This is a genomic window from uncultured Tessaracoccus sp. (assembly GCF_947286155.1).
Lineage (GTDB): Bacteria > Actinomycetota > Actinomycetes > Propionibacteriales > Propionibacteriaceae > Arachnia.
This window is the reverse complement of record NZ_CAMYPD010000027.1, coordinates 21473-37417: the sequence shown is the minus strand read 5'-3', so window position 1 is coordinate 37417 and position 15945 is coordinate 21473. Positions and strand designations below refer to the sequence as shown.

Below are 15945 nucleotides of genomic sequence, written 5' to 3'. Positions count from 1 at the left end.
CACAACAACACTCCCAACACAAATCAGGTGTTGCAACCACCCCCAGAACCCGCGCCGGAATAGGTGTCACTTGCCTAGCGTGACGAGGCGTCGTCGGGAGGCAGGTGACACATGATCCGCTCAGTTGCCGCACAGGTTGCAGGTGTCGGGAGAGGAAACCCACGCCCGACGGGGTACGCGGCGGCGAGCGATCCCGATGCTGAGCGCTGCCGGGGGAGCGCGATTTTGACCGGAGGGCCCCGCTCAACTAATGTTGATCAACGTGCCCGGTTGCTCGGGTACTTTTGTGCGTGCCCTGGCATGAACTGTCGCTTCTCATTCGTTGCGGAGAAGTTGACTTCGTGCGGAGTTCGCACGGCAGCGCGACCGCGCGACGGAACAGGAACGGTGAACTGCTCCCGCGACGGAACCACTGCACGCCAGGGATGCAATATTCCACACAGACAACGAAAGAGATGCCAACAGGTGCCAACAATTCAGCAGCTGGTCCGTAAAGGCCGGAAGGACAAGATTAAGACGAGTGACGCGCCCGCGCTCAAAAACTCACCGCAGCGCCGTGGCGTGTGCACCCGTGTGTACACCACCACCCCGAAAAAGCCGAACTCTGCACTGCGCAAGGTTGCTCGTGTGCGACTGAGCTCGGGCATTGAGGTCACTGCCTACATTCCGGGCGTAGGCCATAACCTGCAGGAGCACTCCATGGTGCTCGTCCGCGGAGGTCGTGTGAAGGACCTCCCCGGTGTCCGCTACAAGATCGTCCGCGGCGCGCTCGACACCCAGGGTGTCAAGGGCCGCAAGCAGGCCCGTAGCCGCTACGGCGCGAAGAAGGAGAAGTAATGCCTCGTAAGGGACCCGCTCCGAAGCGTCCGATCATCGCTGACCCCGTCTACGGCTCCCCGCTGGTTTCCCAGCTCGTGAGCAAGATCCTGCTCGACGGCAAGAAGTCCACCGCGCAGTCGATCGTCTACGACGCACTCGAAGGCACTCGCGAAAAGACGGGCAACGACCCCGTCGCGACGCTGAAGCGTGCACTCGACAACGTCAAGCCCTCCGTGGAGGTCAAGTCTCGCCGCGTCGGTGGTGCCACCTACCAGGTGCCCGTCGAAGTGAAGCCCGCTCGGCAGACCACCCTCGCTCTGCGCTGGCTCGTTGCCTTCTCGCGGGAGCGTCGCGAGAAGACGATGACCGAGCGTCTGATGAATGAAATCCTCGACGCGTCCAACGGCCTCGGTGCCTCTGTGAAGCGTCGTGAAGACACGCACAAGATGGCGGAAGCCAACCGCGCCTTCGCGCACTACCGCTGGTGACGTCAGCCCCCGCGCCCTAGCGCGGGGGCGTTTCCAGTTCCAACCACACGAAGCCACACCCAACGCAAAGGACTGCAACAGTGACCGACCTGTCCAAGGTGCGCAACATCGGCATCATGGCCCACATCGACGCCGGTAAGACCACCACCACCGAGCGCATTCTCTTCTACACCGGTAAGAACTACAAGATCGGTGAGACGCACGACGGTGCGGCCACCATGGACTGGATGGAGCAGGAGCAGGAGCGCGGCATCACCATCACCTCCGCTGCCACCACCTGTTTCTGGAAAGACCACCTGATCAACATCATCGACACGCCTGGTCACGTCGACTTCACCGTCGAGGTGGAGCGTTCGCTGCGCGTGCTCGACGGTGCAGTCGCTGTGTTCGACGGTGTTGCCGGCGTGGAGCCCCAGTCGATGACCGTGTGGCGTCAGGCTACGAAGTACAACGTTCCTCGTATCTGCTACATCAACAAGCTCGACCGCACCGGCGCGTCCTTCGACCACGCCGTGAAGACCATCCGCGAGCGCCTCAACACCGATCCGGTGCTACTGCAGATCCCGATCGGCGCAGAAGCAGACTTCCTCGGTGTCGTCGACGTGGTGCGCATGCGTGCGCTCACCTGGCGCGGCGAAACCAAGATGGGCGAAGACTACGAGGTCGAGGAAATCCCCGCCGAGCTGCAGGAGCTCGCCGAGCAGCGTCACCAGGAGCTGCTTGAGCGCTGCGCCGACGTCGACGACGAGCTCGCCGAGAAGTTCCTGATGGACGAGGAAATCACCCCCGAGGAGATCGAGGCCGCCCTGCGCAAGGGCATCATCGCCAACGAGTTCACCGCAGTGGTCTGCGGAACCTCCTTCAAGAACAAGGGCGTGCAGCCGCTGCTCGACGCCGTCACGAAGTACCTGCCTTCCCCGCTCGACGTGCCCGCCATCGAAGGCTTCAAGCCCGGCGATGAGAGCACCAAGTTGGAGCGCCACCCCAGCGACGACGAGCCGCTGTCCGTGCTCGCGTTCAAGGTTGCCGCCGACCCGCACCTGGGCAAGCTCACCTACGTGCGCATCTACTCGGGCGTTCTGAAGTCCGGTGAGAACGTGCTCAACACCGCGACCGGTAAGAAGGAGCGCATCGGCAAGATCTACCAGATGCACGCCAACAAGCGTGAAGAGATCGAAGAGATCGGCGCTGGCATGATCTGCGCCGTAATGGGCCTGAAGAACACCACCACGGGCGACACCCTGTGCGACCCGGTCAATCCGATTCAGCTCGAATCCATGACCTTCCCGGCTCCGGTGATCGAGCAGGCTATCGAGCCGAAGACGAAGTCCGACCAGGAGAAGCTCTCGAACGCTATTCAGCGTCTCGCTGAAGAAGACCCGACGTTCCGCGTCCATACCGACGAGGAAACCGGCCAAACCATCATCGCAGGCATGGGTGAGCTGCACCTCGACGTTCTCATCGACCGTATGAAGCGTGAGTTCAAGGTGGAAGCCAACATTGGTAAGCCTCAGGTCGCCTACCGCGAGACTCTCCGCAAGAAGGTTGAGAAGGTCGAATACACGCACAAGAAGCAGACCGGTGGTTCCGGTCAGTTCGGCCGCGTCATCATCGACCTCGAACCGCAGGAGCCGGGTGCCGGCTACGAGTTCGTGAACGCCGTTACCGGTGGCCGTATCCCCAAGGAGTACATCCCCTCCGTGGACGCGGGCATCCAGGAAGCTATGCAGTTCGGTGTGCTGGCGGGTTACCCCGTCGAGGACATCAAGGTGACGCTCACCGACGGCGCCTACCACGACGTCGACTCCTCGGAGCTCGCGTTCAAGCTCGCCGGTTCTCAGGCATTCAAGGAGGCCGCTCGTAAGGCGAGCCCTGCCATCCTCGAACCGCTGATGGCTGTCGAAGTCACCACTCCGGAAGACTTCCTGGGCACCGTGATCGGCGACCTGAACTCCCGTCGTGGGCAGGTGCAGTCGATGGACGAACAGCACGGCAACCGCGTCGTGCGTGCGCTGGTCCCGCTGTCGGAGATGTTCGGCTACGTCGGCGATCTGCGCTCGAAGACCTCGGGTCAGGCGTCCTACTCGATGGAGTTCGACTCCTACGCGGAGTGCCCCACCTCGGTGGCTGATGAGATCATCGCGAAGGCTCGCGGTACCGAAGTCTGATCTTCGCATCCCTCCCCTCAAGGTGGCGTCTCGAGTAATCGAGGCGCCACCGTTTTTCTATCGGGGTGGTCGCAGTATTCTTGGAATATGTCAGAGTTGATGCCGCCAGTTCCCCAGCTCCTCATTACCACCACGAAGCTGGCCGTGCGCAATATTGAGCGCACGACGGAGCATGGCCGTGCGACGGAATACTCCACCATCAGCGACGTGTCCTCGCTGCCCGCGGACATCTCCACGGTCTTCGAGGACGACGTACATCCCGCGCACGATTCGACGCGAGGCGCCTCAGGATCGGGGGGGGGATAGGTGATGCTCATGAGGACCTGTGACGCATCAGGTCCGCTGAACGCAGTCCGGTGGCATCGCATCTTTAGGCCTCGTCACCGAGCGCTGGCAAGAGCTGACGATAGCCAAGTTCTACGAGATTTCGAAGTTGTGCTGCGCGGTGTTCTACGTCGAACAGCGGGTTACCGGTCAGGATTTCAACGACACCTCCCGGCATCCGACCACACGCCGCTACTCCCTGTGCGGCGAGACGGGATTCAGACGTGCCTCGTAAGTTCGAGCTGCCCGAGCCGGAGCTCGCGGCCAGCCGCTCGCGGAACCGGACGGCGGTGTGCCAGGACCAGGTGACGAAGCCGTACGAAGCCGTCGCCGGGTCAGTCTGTGAGGCACGTCCCCTAACATGCGGGGACTGTATGTGAGTCTCATTGAGCCCTTGCCTGACGAAAAGTGACCCGGTAAAATTTACGCACTGAGTTTCATCAACGTCGATGGGAGGATCTGATGGGTGCTTGGAACGACCTTCAGTTTTCAAGGCGCGACGCTCTTGGTACGGTATTGGGTTTGGCGCCTCTTGGCTTGGTCAGCGAGACGTCTGCGTTTGCGTCTGGGGCTGACGATTGGCGGTCACAACTTGTTGTGGAGGCGTCTGGCAAGGCGCAGAAGTTCATTGTCCGCCCACTGGTGAACAGCGATGGCCGCTTGGAATGCCTGCTGCTTGAATCGGGGGGATACGTGGTCGTGGATGCGGGCGTTCGTGAGTTTGTCGAGTATAGCCCGCGCGGCAGCGAGGTCGTCGCAGCCGCTTCTGGCTGCGCGGCATACTTTGGACCGGGGTTGTGGTTTGCTCGAGAAGGGAGCAGCTTCAGGCACATCATTGATGACTCTCCGATCTCTGCCGCAGGTGCAGATGAAGCTGCTGAGCTCTTTCTCCGAAACCAGACAGATCGGGCGTTGGAGCGCGCATCTGGGCGATCCGCTGGCAGTGCGGCTCCTCGTGGAGGTGGCTATGGGAATGGCTGGCTGATCCGCGGCTACGAGTCCATCCGGGACTGCAACGTTCTCCCGAATGGGCATGATGAGGGAATATGCGGATGGATAGCCGCTTCGATTCTCCTCCGGTTCTGGCACGTGCGCTTCCCCAAGAAGAGGATCATTGGTGCGGAGCATCTGGTAGGCAACAACTTGCGCAGCACGAATCCAAAGACGAAAAACCTTGCATACGCTCTGAAGGGGACCCGATGGAACAGCTCGTGGGCACTGACGGTGAGGGATGGGTTGTTGGATTATGCACGAAAGCGCCGCTTCAAGGCGACTGGGACGTTCTACGCGTTCTCGCCCGGTGTCCATGAGTCCATCCGCGACCATCGTCCGGTCATCTTGTTTGGTACCTTGCCGAAGCAGTACAAGAAAGGCAAAGGCTGGCATGCCGTACTTGCTTACGGATACACATCGAAAGGTCACAATATCGTCCACTACGGATGGCCGCGATATCAGCGCGTCGTGCTGAGTTCAGGGGTGGTCACGTCGAACACGCAATTCAAGGTCCTGTGATGAGGAGGAAGCTGCTCGCCCTCCCGCTGGTCGTGACTCTCACGGCATGCGGAGCCGTGCATCCGATGCCTGACCGAGCGGACGTTGTCGACGTGGTGCGCATCGAGGCCTTCGGATTTGCGGCCGGTGACAGGGAAGCAATCCACATTGACGTGCCGTCCGGTGAAGCCATGGCGTATGTCGCCGACGATCTGTTAATGCTGCGCGGAACCAAGGGCGATCCGCCGTCGCGCATGTGGTACGAGTCCTACGTCGTCGAGCTGCGGGACGGCCAGCGCTTCGAGCTGCTCCGCGGCACCCTGGGGCCAGGATTTGAGTCGTGGCTGTATACCGACGCCACGGGGTGGCTGCGCCTCCGCAACGGCGAAGTCTTCATGGAATCGGGGCGATTTCTGGATCCCGCGACGCAACCGCATGCTCGCGTGCCGATCGCGAGCGTACCGCTGGGCGACAAGGCCGTCGCATGAGCACGGCAACCGAGGCGAAGCCGCGACGGTGGCTCGGTGGAGCCGTGGCGGTGGCACTCGTGGTGCTGCTGCTGTGGGGCGGCTCGTGGATGGTGAAGCTGTTCAGAATGCAATACGATCTCACACTGGAGCTGTGCCCCTCGGGCGCGCGGACAGCGACGTTCACGGTGTACCAGCGATCCGCCATGACGGATTATGCACAGCAGTTCACGCTCCACGACGTCGATTGCGCCACCCAGCAGCTCCATGCGGATGAGGGTTTGCCGTGGAACACCGATCTCGACACACTGCCGGTCACGGTGGTGGTCGCGGAGGAAGGTGGTCGCAGGCAAGTGACCGAGCTCTATCGGTTGCCGGCGGGGGCTGGAGTGGCGGGCAGGCAGCAGAACGTCGCCGTGAGCCGTGCTGGGGGAGCGTGGCCGCAGTTCGGCAGCCCGGACGCGACGCCGATCGACCCCGACTCCATTCCACGGATCGAATAGACCCCAGACTGCCGCTGCTGTATCGCTAGGCTCGACATCCGTGACCATGCGGATCAAGACCTGGGAAGAACTCACCAAGGATGAGTTCTTCGAGATCGCGCGGCTGCGCTGTGAGGTGTTCTTTGTCGAGCAGCGCGTGGACGTGCAGGACTTCGACGAGGTCGACCGGGCGCCCGGTACCGAGCACGTCTTCATCATGGACGACGACGGCGCTGTCGCCTACCTGCGGGCCTACCCGTTGGCTGTGGAGGAGGAGAGCGCGACGTTCTCCTTCGGCCGGGTCGCGGTGCGGCCAGATCGCCGTGGGGAGGGCCTTGCGAAGCGGGTTGTCGAGTGCGTGATTGCCAGGCACGGCCACAAGCCGATGGCGATCCACTCCCAGGAGTACGTCTGCGGGCTCTATCGAGGATTCGGATTCATCGAGGTGGGGGAAGCCTACGAAGAGGCTTCGTTGCCGCACCAGATGATGTTTCGGCCCGCGGACCTTTTCGACAGTGCCCGCGTGCAGTAAAGTGGGAGGTCGGCAGTCCTCGGCTGGTTTGACTATCGGCCGAGGCTGCACAAGAATAATCAAGTCCCCTGCGGCAATTTCAGGGGACCCACAATCCAAGCGCTGCGCAGGGTGCGTAGTGTCACTGAGAAGGAGCCCAAGTGGCAAAGGCCAAGTTTGAGCGGACGAAGCCGCACGTAAACATCGGCACCATTGGACACGTCGACCACGGCAAGACCACTCTGACCGCGGCGATCTCCAAGGTGCTCCATGACAAGTACCCGGATCTGAACGAGGCTTCCCCGTTCGACAAGATCGACAAGGCCCCGGAGGAGCGCCAGCGCGGTATCACCATCTCGGTCTCGCACATCGAGTACCAGACGGAGAAGCGCCACTACGCGCACGTTGACTGCCCCGGCCACGCCGACTACGTCAAGAACATGATCACCGGCGCTGCTCAGATGGACGGCGCCATCCTCGTTGTGGCTGCGACCGACGGCCCGATGGCTCAGACCCACGAGCACATCCTCCTTGCCCGCCAGGTTGGCGTGCCGGCCATCGTTGTCGCCCTCAACAAGTGCGACATGATCGACGCCGACGATGAGGACCTCATCGACCTCGTTGAGATGGAGCTTCGCGAGATCCTCTCCGCGCAGGAGTTCGACGGCGACAACCTGCCGATCGTGCGCGTGGCTGCGTTCCCCGCACTCAACGGCGACGAGAAGTGGGCCGAGAGCATCCTCGAGCTCATGAACGCTGTCGACGAGTACATCCCCACCCCGGAGCGCGACACCGACAAGCCGTTCCTCATGCCTGTGGAAGACGTCTTCACGATCACCGGTCGCGGTACTGTCGTCACCGGCCGTATCGAGCGCGGTGTTGTGCAGACCGGCGACACTGTCGACCTGGTTGGCATCCGCGACGAGAAGCAGACCACCACCATCACTGGTGTTGAGATGTTCCGCAAGATCCTCGACGAGGGTCGCGCTGGCGAGAACGTCGGCCTGCTGCTCCGTGGCACCAAGAAGGAAGACGTCGAGCGCGGCATGGTGGTTATCAAGCCCGGTTCCACCACCCCGCACACTGACTTCGAGGCTTCCGTCTACGTGCTCAACAAGGAAGAGGGCGGCCGTCACAAGCCGTTCTTCTCGAACTACTCCCCGCAGTTCTACTTCCGCACCACCGACGTGACTGGCGTTGTGCAGCTGCCTGAGGGCACCGACATGGTGATGCCCGGTGACAACACCGAGATGACCGTGCACCTCAACAAGCCCATCGCTATGGAAGAGAACCTCAAGTTCGCTATCCGTGAGGGTGGCCGCACCGTCGGTGCTGGCACCGTCACCAAGATCATCAAGTGATCTAATCTGACGCGATACGAGGCGGCCCCCACCAAGTGCTGGTGGGGGCCGCCTCGTCTATGCCTGCGTGTGCGTTGCGCCCGTTCGGGTGTCGAACTTTGGGGATCAGCCGCACGTCACTCGTCGAGCTTACGCATCCTCTCCATCGCTCGACTTCGGCAGCTCGTCGCGCTCCTGTCCTTCCCGCTCCTTGCGTCGAGCTTCACGCTCTTCCAAGTCTTCCTGCGACGGACCGGCGTATTGGCGGTTGCGCTCTTCTGCCTCGGGCGTCCCGGAAAACACGCGCGCCGTGATGCTGAGCGAGTCGCCGCGCCCATCGGTCACCTCGACGCTCGGCATCTCGGCGGTGCTAGGACCGTCGTTGGGTGTCGTCGGCTCCTCGGGACCCGTCGCACCCGATGGCCGCAGCACTGACGAGATCAATGCGTCAAGCTGCGGGCGTTGCCGGTCGCCGGGCTTCTTGCTGCTGGGCGTGGTGTGGCGATCGCGGAGTGCCTTGAACCAGGTGCGCCGACGGGCGTCGAAGCTGTCGCCCGACGCCTCGTCGTCAAAGAGTTCCACGACGGGGATCTCCTCCGTTGTGTCATCCGAGCGCTCGTCGTCCCATGCGGCCTTGGTCTCCGCCACGAATCGTTTGCGCTCCTCCGACGACGGCGCGGGCGTGACGTCGGGTTCCAGCCGGGTGCGGGGGAGTGCATAGACGGCGCGCTGCTGCAGCCAAGTGATGAGCTCTTCCCGCACGTAGCAGCGCAGATCCCAGAGGTCACCCGAGGTGGCGGCGGATACCGTCGCGCGCACCTTCACGTAGCCGCCGGTGGCCTCCGTCACCTGCATGCTGACCGTCCGCCCATCCCACAGATCAGAGCGCCGCACGATGCGCTGCAGCTCGACGCGCGCCGCGTCGACGGGCACGAGCCAGTCCAGATCGAATTCGACGGTACCGAGCAGTTTCGGGCTGCTGCGGGTCCAGTTCTCGAAGGTCTTCGAGATGAACACCGTCGACGGCACGATCCACCGTCGCCCATCCCAGCTCGCCACCACCACGTAGGTAAGGGTGATCTCTTCGATGGTGCCCCAGTGCTCGTCGACGATCACGATGTCGCCCACGCGCAACGCGTCGGTGAACGCGAGTTGCACACCCGCAAACACGTTGGCGAGCGATGATTGGGCTGCGAGACCAGCGACGATGGACAGCAAACCAGCGGAGGCCAACATGGAGGCGCCGATGGCCCGGAACTGCTCAAAGGTGAGAAGCACACCGGAGATAGCCAGCACCCAGACCACCGCGACACCGACGCGGGAGATCACCTGCGTCTGGGTGCGCAGCCTGCGTGAGTGCACGGTTTCTTGTGCGTCTGCGTGTGCGAACAGCAGTGAATCTGCGATGGCGCTGATGAGCCCACTGAGGAGATAGGCGCCTGAGATGATCAGCAGGATCGTCCATACGTGGAGGAAGATGGGCGCCCATTCCACGTTCGGTGCGCGTGTGGGCCCCCCGATCGCGATCAGCCCGCCGACGCCGGTGCCGATGATGATGACAAGTATCCGCATCGGGGTTCTCAGGCGTTTGCTGAACGGCTTGAGGTGCTGGCGTCGTCGGATAAAGATTCGCGCGAAGGCGCCGATGATCAGTGCCAGCACGGCGCCAGCGAGGAACCCGAAGGCCCCGTGCGCGACGACGGAGAGTACGTCGAGGGCTACCTCGGCGGTGGTGTCGTCAGTGGGCATCCCGCTTCCTCCTCGTTACTTGTTGCCGCGCTTTTGCAGCGCCGCCCACTCGTCGCGAAGCCCGACGGTGCGGTGGAACAGCCTGGGCTGATCCGGGTCGACAGCGAAATAGCCGATGCGCTCAAACTGCAGCACTTGTCCAGGGTCAGCGTCGGCGAGCGCCGGTTCGCCTTTGCACTGCTCGAGCAACTCGCGTGAATCGTGGTTGAGGTCGTCGAGGGGTTCGCCCGTGGCGGCGCCGGGAGCCTCGGCGGTGAACAGCCGCTCGTAGAGCGCCGCCTGGATGTCGACGGCGTGCCGTCGCGACACCCAGTGCATCGTCGATTTCACCTTGCGACCGTCGGGCGCGGTGCCGCCGCGCGACTCGGGATCGTGCGTACACAGCACTTCGACGACGTTGCCATCCTCGTCCTTCACGACGTCGGTAGCCGTGACGAGGAATGCCCCGCGCAGCCGCACTTCCTTGCCGGGGGAGAGGCGGAAGTACTTCGGCGGCGGCACCTCCCGGAAATCGTCCTGCTCGATCCACAGTTCGCCCGTGAACGGCACTTTGCGGGTGCCGTCGTCGGGATTCTCCGGGTTGTTCATGACCTCGAACCACTCGACGACTGGCTCGCCGGCCTCGTCGGTTGGCCAGTCGGTGATGGTGAGCTTGAGCGGGCGGAGCACTGCCATGCGGCGTTGCGCAGTGCGGTTCAGCTCCTGGCGCACGTAGCTCTCCAGCTCCTCAATGGCCTTGCGAGACTGCACGCGCGTGATGCCCACTGCCGTGCAGAACTCGCGCAACGCAGCGGCGGGGTAGCCGCGGCGACGAAGGCCACGGATGGTGGGCATGCGCGGGTCGTCCCAGCCGTCGACCACACCTTCCTCCACCAGTTTGAGGAGCCGACGTTTGCTCGTCACCGTGTGTGTGAGCTCGAGGCGGGCGAATTCGATCTGCCGGGGGGCCTGTTCGAGTTCGAGCGCCTGGAGGAACCAGTCGTAGAGCGGGCGGTGTGATTCGAACTCGAGCGAGCACATCGAGTGCGTGACGCCCTCGATTGCATCAGACTGCCCGTGCGCCCAGTCGTAGGTCGGGTAGATGGGCCAGTCCCAGCCGGTTTGGTGGTGTTCTATCTTGCGGATGCGATACATCAGCGGGTCGCGCATCTGCATGTTTTCGTGCGCCATGTCGATCTTGGCGCGCAGCGTCTTCTCGCCGTCGGCGAATTCGCCGGCGCGCATGCGGCGGAACAGGTTGAGGTTCTCCTCCGGGGTGCGGTCGCGGTACGGCGACGGGGTTCCGGGCTCGGTGAACGAGCCGCGCGTGGCGGAGATCTCTTCGGCATTTTGGTCGTCGACGTAGGCCAGCCCCTTCTCGATGAGCTGCTCAGCCCACTCGTACAGCTGCTGGAAGTAGCCAGACGCGAACCTCACCTCCGCCGGTTCGTAGCCGAGCCAACGGATGTCGTCGATGATGGACTGCACGAACTCGGGGTTCTCTGCCTCGGGGTTGGTGTCGTCCAAGCGCAGCATGCAGATGCCGTCGAAATCCTCGGCGACGCTGAAGTCAGCAACGATGGCCTTCGCGTGGCCGATGTGGAGGTATCCGTTGGGCTCGGGCGGGAACCTGGTCTGAACACGGTGGCCGTATCGACCGGATTCGGTGTCAGCCTTGACGGCTTCGTATAGGTAGTTCGAGGGCTGCGCAGTCATGGTCTAGAGCATATCGACTACCGCCAGTGCTACGCCGCAGCGAGGGCCCGCCACAGCCACACCAGCAGCCAAATTCCCAACACGAGAGTCACAACAAGTACGCCGACGAGGATGGCAGCCGCGGCGATCCAGTACTTCACGCTCGCCTTACGCACCTGCTCCCGGTTGGCGATGGTGCGGTTCAGAAGCCGAAGGTTGCGGCGGTTGGAGCGGTACGCGACGTCGCCCAGCGCCCCGACGATGGGAATGAGCCCGATCAGCCAGTCAATGAGGTAATTCGCGCCCATCCGGGCCAGCACCGGCAGAGGTGCGCGCAGCCGGATCGCGTCGATGATGACCGACGTCGCCAGCACGGCGCCCACGCTGCTGCCCACACCGGGAATGAGGCTCAGCACCGGGTCGAGCCCAACCCGAATGTTGGTGCCCGGAATCGTGGCCACGTCGTCGAGGAGATGGGTGAGAAAGCGCGTCGCCTTCGCCGGCGTCGCTGGCGGCTCTCGCCGAATCTCGTCGCGTGCTGCGCGTGTGGCGTCGTCCATGCATCTAAGCGTGCCGGAAGTGCGTCGACGCAGCCACCGCGGCTACTCTGTTCGCATGCGTAGCCAGGTACCTCATTATCTTCAGGAAGTGTTGCGCGCTTGCGAGGCGAACGACGAGGGGGCCCTGGCCGATTACATCCCCGAGCTGGGCAAGGTTGACCCGAATCCCCTTGCGGTCGCCGTCTGCATGGGTGATGGCACGGTGTACGGTGCGGGAGATGCCGACCTCGAGTTCACCATTCAGTCGATGTCGAAACCCTTTGTGTACGCCCTCGCGCTCCACGAACGAGGACTCGAAGCCACCTTGCAGAAGGTGGGTGTGGAGCCGTCGGGGGACGCATTCAACGATCTCTCCTTGAGCGACGATGGCCGGCCCCAGAATCCCATGATTAACGCGGGTGCCATGGCGGTGCATGCCCTGATCGGCGGTCCACAGGCGCCGCTACGCGAACGCACGGACATGATCGTCGACGGCCTGTCGCGCTTTGCTGGGCGGCAACTGAGCGTCGACGAGGACGTATACACGTCGGAGTTTGCGACGTCGTTTCGCAACCGCGCGATCGCCAACATGTTGCGCAACGTCGGGGTGATCGAGCAGGATCCGCGCGACATCGTCGGCGAGTATACGCGGCAGTGCGCCACCAAAGTGACGACGAAAGACCTCGCGACGATGGCCGTCACCCTAGCGATGGGTGGGCGTAACCCTGTCACGGGTGAGCAGGTGGTGCCGGCATGGGTGTGCCGGTACGTGCTGTCGGTGATGATGACGTGCGGCATGTACGACGCTGCTGGCGACTGGATGACCACCGTGGGCATCCCCGCGAAATCCGGGGTGTCAGGCGGCATCCTCGGCGCGCTGCCTGGCCAGGCGGGCCTGGCTGCGTTCTCCCCGAAGGTGGACAGCCACGGGCACAGCGTGCGGGGCGTACGCGTGTTCGGGCATCTCTCGCGCGACCTCAACCTGCATCTCATGGAGGTGCAGGAGGCGAGGGTGCGCCTGCTGGAGTCGAGCCGCGAAGTGGAGTTGCGCGACGGTTTGGCCCGCCACCTGCGACTGCGCGGCGCGCTGTACTTCGGCTCGGTGGAGCGCCTCCTGCGCGAGCTGGCCGATATCCCGGACGAGGACACCGTCGTCGTGGATCTCAGCGACGTTACGCACATCAACCCGATCGGTCGACGCATGCTGCTCGACGCGATGGAACAGCTCGGCGGAGCGGGGGAGCGGCGGCTGGTGCTCGTCGACCCAGCCTCGAGGTTGCGTGACCCGGAAGGCACCGGCGTCGAGATGGACGTCGTCAAGAAGATCGACGAGGAGCGCTAAGCGCGCTCATTGCGCAGCAGGCGATAGGCTGGCTGCACTATGTCTGAGATCACGCCTGCCCGCACCCGCGTCGCCCCATCGCCCACCGGAGACCCCCACGTCGGCACCGCCTTCATGGCGCTGTTCGACCTCGCGTGGGCCAGGAAGACCGGGGGCCAGTTCGTGCTCCGCATCGAAGACACCGACCAGGCCCGCCTCGCCGAAGGCAGCGAGCAGCAGATCTACGATTCGCTGGAGTGGCTTGGGTTGCAGCCTGACGAGGGCCCGCACGTCGGCGGAGAGTTCGCCCCGTATCGGCAGTCCGAGCGGCTGGAGACCTACCGGCCCTACGTCGAGCAGCTCATCGCCGACGGCCACGCCTACTACTGCTGGTGCTCGCCCGAGCGGCTGAAGGAGATGCGCGACGAGCAGGCCAAGAGCAAGCAGTCGGTCACCGGCTACGACAGGCTCTGCCACGGCAAATCGAAGGAAGAACGCGCCGCCCTGCCCGGCTTTTCTGAGACGCCGGTGGTACGCATGCTCATCCCCGACGACGTCCCCCTCACCTTCGACGACCTCATCCGCGGCGAAGTGAAGGCGCCCCGCCCCGACGACCAGGTGATCTTGAAAACCGACGGGTTCCCCACCTACCACATGGCCGTCGTCGTGGACGATCACCTGATGGGCATCAACACCGTCGTGCGCGGCGAGGAGTGGATTTCGTCGACGCCAAAGCATGTGCTGCTCTACCAGTGGCTAGGCTGGGAAGTGCCGCAGTTCGCGCACATGCCGCTGCTGCGCAACACCGACAAGTCGAAGATCTCGAAGCGCAAGAACCCTGCCGCGCGGCTCATGTGGTTCAAGGAACAGGGCTACCTGCCGGAGGCGGTACGTAACTTCCTGCAGTTGCTCGGCTATGCCGGCGACGAGGAATCCGAGGTGAAGACCTTCGACGAGTTCGTGGCCGAGTTCTCCTGGAGCAAGGTGCACACCGTCGGGCCCATCTTCGACCTCCAGAAACTCGATTGGTTGAACGGCCACTACATCCGCTCGCTGAGCGCCGACGAACTCACCCAGCGCATCGTCGCATGGGCGAAGGAATACGGGCAGTGGGAGGAGCACATGAGCCTTGACGTGCTGCGCCAGGCCGTGCCCATCATTCAGGAGCGTTTGGTGACGCTCTCCGGTGCGCTGCCGCAGCTCGACTACTTGTTCTCGAACGATGTCCAGATTGCCGACGACGCCCGCGCCACGCTGAAGGAGGACGCGGCCGAGGTGCTCGACCAGGCGCTCGCGGTGATGGAATCGGTGCCCATGGAAGCCGCCGCGATCCAGGCTGCGCTGCGCGAACGTCTGTGCGATGGCATGGGCATCAAGCCGAAGTTCGCGTTCGGCCCGCTGCGGGTGGCGATCTCTGGCAAGAAGGTGTCGCCGCCGCTGTTCGAGTCGATGGAGATCCTCGGCCGCGACGAATCTGTCCGCCGCCTGCGCGCCCTCCGCGCCGAGCTGTAGCGCCTCACAGCCCTCATAGTGTGAGATCTGTTGCGGAAACCCGCAATAGATCTCACACATTGTGAGTTATCCACATCCCCTTTCGCATGGCCTCCTGCGTGCGCCAGGATCGTGGAATGGGAGCAGCGCAAGAACTCGAGCGAATCCTCCGCCAACAAGCGGGCGTGATCAGCAGCCGCCAGCTCACCGGCATGGGGTACTCGCGCGGGCAGATCATGCGTCTCACGCGTCGGTGGCAGCGCTGCGCACCAGGCGTATACCTGACGGCGCCGCTCACCTGGACGAGCGCGCTGTGGGCGGGGTTGCTCGTCGGAGGCGATGGCGCGGTAGCGGGCATGGAAGCCGCAGCGTTCGTGCGCGGCATCATCGAGGATGAGCCCAAGGAGATCGTGATTTGGGTGGCCCATGCGAGGCGGGAGTTCCAGCTCGGGCCCTACCGGATTCGCTTCCGACGGGGCACCCGGGCCTCGCGGGGTACCCCGGCCATCACCACCGTCGAGGACACCATGCTCGACACCGCCGACATTCGCCCGGAAGTCCCCGCCATTGCCCTGCTCACGCGTGCATTAGCCGACGGGTTCACCACCCGGCAGCGCCTCCTCAATCGCTTGCGTCAACGCGCCCGGCAGCGCCACCGTGCGCTCATCGTCGAGCTGTGCTCCAGCGCGGGAGCCGGCATCGAGAGCGTGCTGGAGTATCTGTTCCAGCGCAACGTGTTGCGCCGGCATGGGCTCCCGGCCCCGGCGAGGCGGCAGCGTCGCAGTGGGGGACGCGTCGACAACGTGTACGACGACTACGCGCTCATCGTCGAACTCGACGGTGGCCGCTACCACCGTGACAAAGCCCACGACTACCACCGCGACAACGAACACATGCTCGACCGCGACGAGCGCACCGTGCGCTTCGGGTGGCAGCAGGTCGTCGTCGACGCGTGCACGAGCGCGCAGCAAGTAGCCCGCGGATTGCAACTGGGCGGGTGGGGTGGCAAGAGGGCGCGGGTGTACTGCAGATGCCTCAACGTGTGAGATTTGTTGCGGAAACCCGCAATAGATCTCACACC

15 protein-coding genes are annotated in these 15945 nt (G+C 63.6%); 12 read left to right on the top strand and 3 right to left on the bottom strand.

The features are described 5' to 3' along the window. Positions 1 to 465: 465 nt before the first annotated feature. The 9 genes from rpsL (at position 466) to tuf (ending at position 8111) form a co-directional block, all read left to right on the top strand. Positions 466 to 837, top strand: coding sequence for a 30S ribosomal protein S12 (gene rpsL / locus Q0X68_RS08295; protein WP_297750165.1), 372 nt, complete (start codon positions 466 to 468; stop codon positions 835 to 837). Further along, complete coding sequence (gene rpsG / locus Q0X68_RS08290; RefSeq protein ID WP_108870167.1) at positions 837 to 1307, top strand: 30S ribosomal protein S7; 471 nt, start codon at positions 837 to 839, stop codon at positions 1305 to 1307. Before rpsL ends, rpsG begins: the two co-directional genes overlap by 1 nt. An 80-nt stretch (positions 1308 to 1387) precedes the next feature. Then, complete coding sequence (fusA, locus tag Q0X68_RS08285) at positions 1388 to 3475, top strand: elongation factor G (RefSeq protein ID WP_297750160.1); 2088 nt, start codon at positions 1388 to 1390, stop codon at positions 3473 to 3475. An 87-nt stretch (positions 3476 to 3562) separates the two neighbouring features. Continuing rightward, positions 3563 to 3781: a hypothetical protein gene (locus Q0X68_RS08280; protein ID WP_297750156.1), complete on the top strand. Its 219-nt coding sequence runs from the start codon at positions 3563 to 3565 to the stop codon at positions 3779 to 3781. Positions 3782 to 4261: 480 nt separating this feature from the next. Further along, complete coding sequence (locus tag Q0X68_RS08275) at positions 4262 to 5311, top strand: hypothetical protein (protein WP_297750153.1); 1050 nt, start codon at positions 4262 to 4264, stop codon at positions 5309 to 5311. Positions 5312 to 5376: 65 nt separating this feature from the next. Then, positions 5377 to 5778, top strand: coding sequence for a hypothetical protein (locus Q0X68_RS08270; protein WP_297750150.1), 402 nt, complete (start codon positions 5377 to 5379; stop codon positions 5776 to 5778). Continuing rightward, positions 5775 to 6260, top strand: a complete 486-nt coding sequence (locus tag Q0X68_RS08265; protein ID WP_297750148.1) for a hypothetical protein — start codon at positions 5775 to 5777, stop codon at positions 6258 to 6260. Before Q0X68_RS08270 ends, Q0X68_RS08265 begins: the two co-directional genes overlap by 4 nt. Before the next feature lie 46 nt (positions 6261 to 6306). Continuing rightward, positions 6307 to 6771 carry a GNAT family N-acetyltransferase gene (locus Q0X68_RS08260; RefSeq protein WP_297750171.1) on the top strand — a complete coding sequence of 155 codons (465 nt, stop codon included), beginning with the start codon at positions 6307 to 6309 and terminating at the stop codon, positions 6769 to 6771. 140 nt (positions 6772 to 6911) lie between these two features. Further along, positions 6912 to 8111: an elongation factor Tu gene (gene tuf / locus Q0X68_RS08255; RefSeq protein ID WP_297750145.1), complete on the top strand. Its 1200-nt coding sequence runs from the start codon at positions 6912 to 6914 to the stop codon at positions 8109 to 8111. Between the two features lie 129 nt (positions 8112 to 8240). Here tuf and Q0X68_RS08250 read toward each other — a convergent pair whose 3' ends face one another. The 3 genes from Q0X68_RS08250 to Q0X68_RS08240 are packed head-to-tail and all read right to left on the bottom strand — an operon-like array spanning position 8241 to position 12073. Further along, positions 8241 to 9839 carry a mechanosensitive ion channel family protein gene (locus Q0X68_RS08250; protein WP_297750142.1) on the bottom strand — a complete coding sequence of 533 codons (1599 nt, stop codon included), beginning with the start codon at positions 9837 to 9839 and terminating at the stop codon, positions 8241 to 8243. A 15-nt stretch (positions 9840 to 9854) separates the two neighbouring features. Next, positions 9855 to 11534, bottom strand: a complete 1680-nt coding sequence (locus tag Q0X68_RS08245; protein WP_297750139.1) for a glutamine--tRNA ligase/YqeY domain fusion protein — start codon at positions 11532 to 11534, stop codon at positions 9855 to 9857. A 29-nt stretch (positions 11535 to 11563) separates the two neighbouring features. Further along, complete coding sequence (locus tag Q0X68_RS08240; protein ID WP_297750137.1) at positions 11564 to 12073, bottom strand: DUF4112 domain-containing protein; 510 nt, start codon at positions 12071 to 12073, stop codon at positions 11564 to 11566. Positions 12074 to 12128: 55 nt separating this feature from the next. Between Q0X68_RS08240 and Q0X68_RS08235 the strand changes: the two genes are divergently transcribed. The 3 genes from Q0X68_RS08235 to Q0X68_RS08225 all read left to right on the top strand — a co-directional run bounded on the left by Q0X68_RS08235 (position 12129) and on the right by Q0X68_RS08225 (position 15910). After that, entirely contained in the window at positions 12129 to 13394 is a 1266-nt protein-coding gene (locus tag Q0X68_RS08235) for a glutaminase (RefSeq protein WP_297750134.1), read from the top strand. A 39-nt stretch (positions 13395 to 13433) separates the two neighbouring features. Then, positions 13434 to 14885, top strand: coding sequence for a glutamate--tRNA ligase (gene gltX / locus Q0X68_RS08230; protein ID WP_297750131.1), 1452 nt, complete (start codon positions 13434 to 13436; stop codon positions 14883 to 14885). 116 nt (positions 14886 to 15001) lie between these two features. Next, positions 15002 to 15910: a type IV toxin-antitoxin system AbiEi family antitoxin domain-containing protein gene (locus tag Q0X68_RS08225; protein WP_297750128.1), complete on the top strand. Its 909-nt coding sequence runs from the start codon at positions 15002 to 15004 to the stop codon at positions 15908 to 15910. Positions 15911 to 15945: the final 35 nt, after the last annotated feature.

Coding starts and splice junctions, on each gene's coding strand:
- Q0X68_RS08250 (WP_297750142.1), bottom strand. CDS start 9,839: ATGCCCACTGACGACACCACCGCCGAGGTAGCCCTCGACGTACTCTCC.
- Q0X68_RS08280 (WP_297750156.1), top strand. CDS start 3,563: ATGTCAGAGTTGATGCCGCCAGTTCCCCAGCTCCTCATTACCACCACG.
- Q0X68_RS08225 (WP_297750128.1), top strand. CDS start 15,002: ATGGGAGCAGCGCAAGAACTCGAGCGAATCCTCCGCCAACAAGCGGGC.
- Q0X68_RS08275 (WP_297750153.1), top strand. CDS start 4,262: ATGGGTGCTTGGAACGACCTTCAGTTTTCAAGGCGCGACGCTCTTGGT.
- Q0X68_RS08260 (WP_297750171.1), top strand. CDS start 6,307: ATGCGGATCAAGACCTGGGAAGAACTCACCAAGGATGAGTTCTTCGAG.
- gltX (WP_297750131.1), top strand. CDS start 13,434: ATGTCTGAGATCACGCCTGCCCGCACCCGCGTCGCCCCATCGCCCACC.
- Q0X68_RS08240 (WP_297750137.1), bottom strand. CDS start 12,073: ATGGACGACGCCACACGCGCAGCACGCGACGAGATTCGGCGAGAGCCG.
- Q0X68_RS08270 (WP_297750150.1), top strand. CDS start 5,377: ATGCCTGACCGAGCGGACGTTGTCGACGTGGTGCGCATCGAGGCCTTC.
- Q0X68_RS08265 (WP_297750148.1), top strand. CDS start 5,775: ATGAGCACGGCAACCGAGGCGAAGCCGCGACGGTGGCTCGGTGGAGCC.
- Q0X68_RS08245 (WP_297750139.1), bottom strand. CDS start 11,534: ATGACTGCGCAGCCCTCGAACTACCTATACGAAGCCGTCAAGGCTGAC.
- Q0X68_RS08235 (WP_297750134.1), top strand. CDS start 12,129: ATGCGTAGCCAGGTACCTCATTATCTTCAGGAAGTGTTGCGCGCTTGC.
- rpsG (WP_108870167.1), top strand. CDS start 837: ATGCCTCGTAAGGGACCCGCTCCGAAGCGTCCGATCATCGCTGACCCC.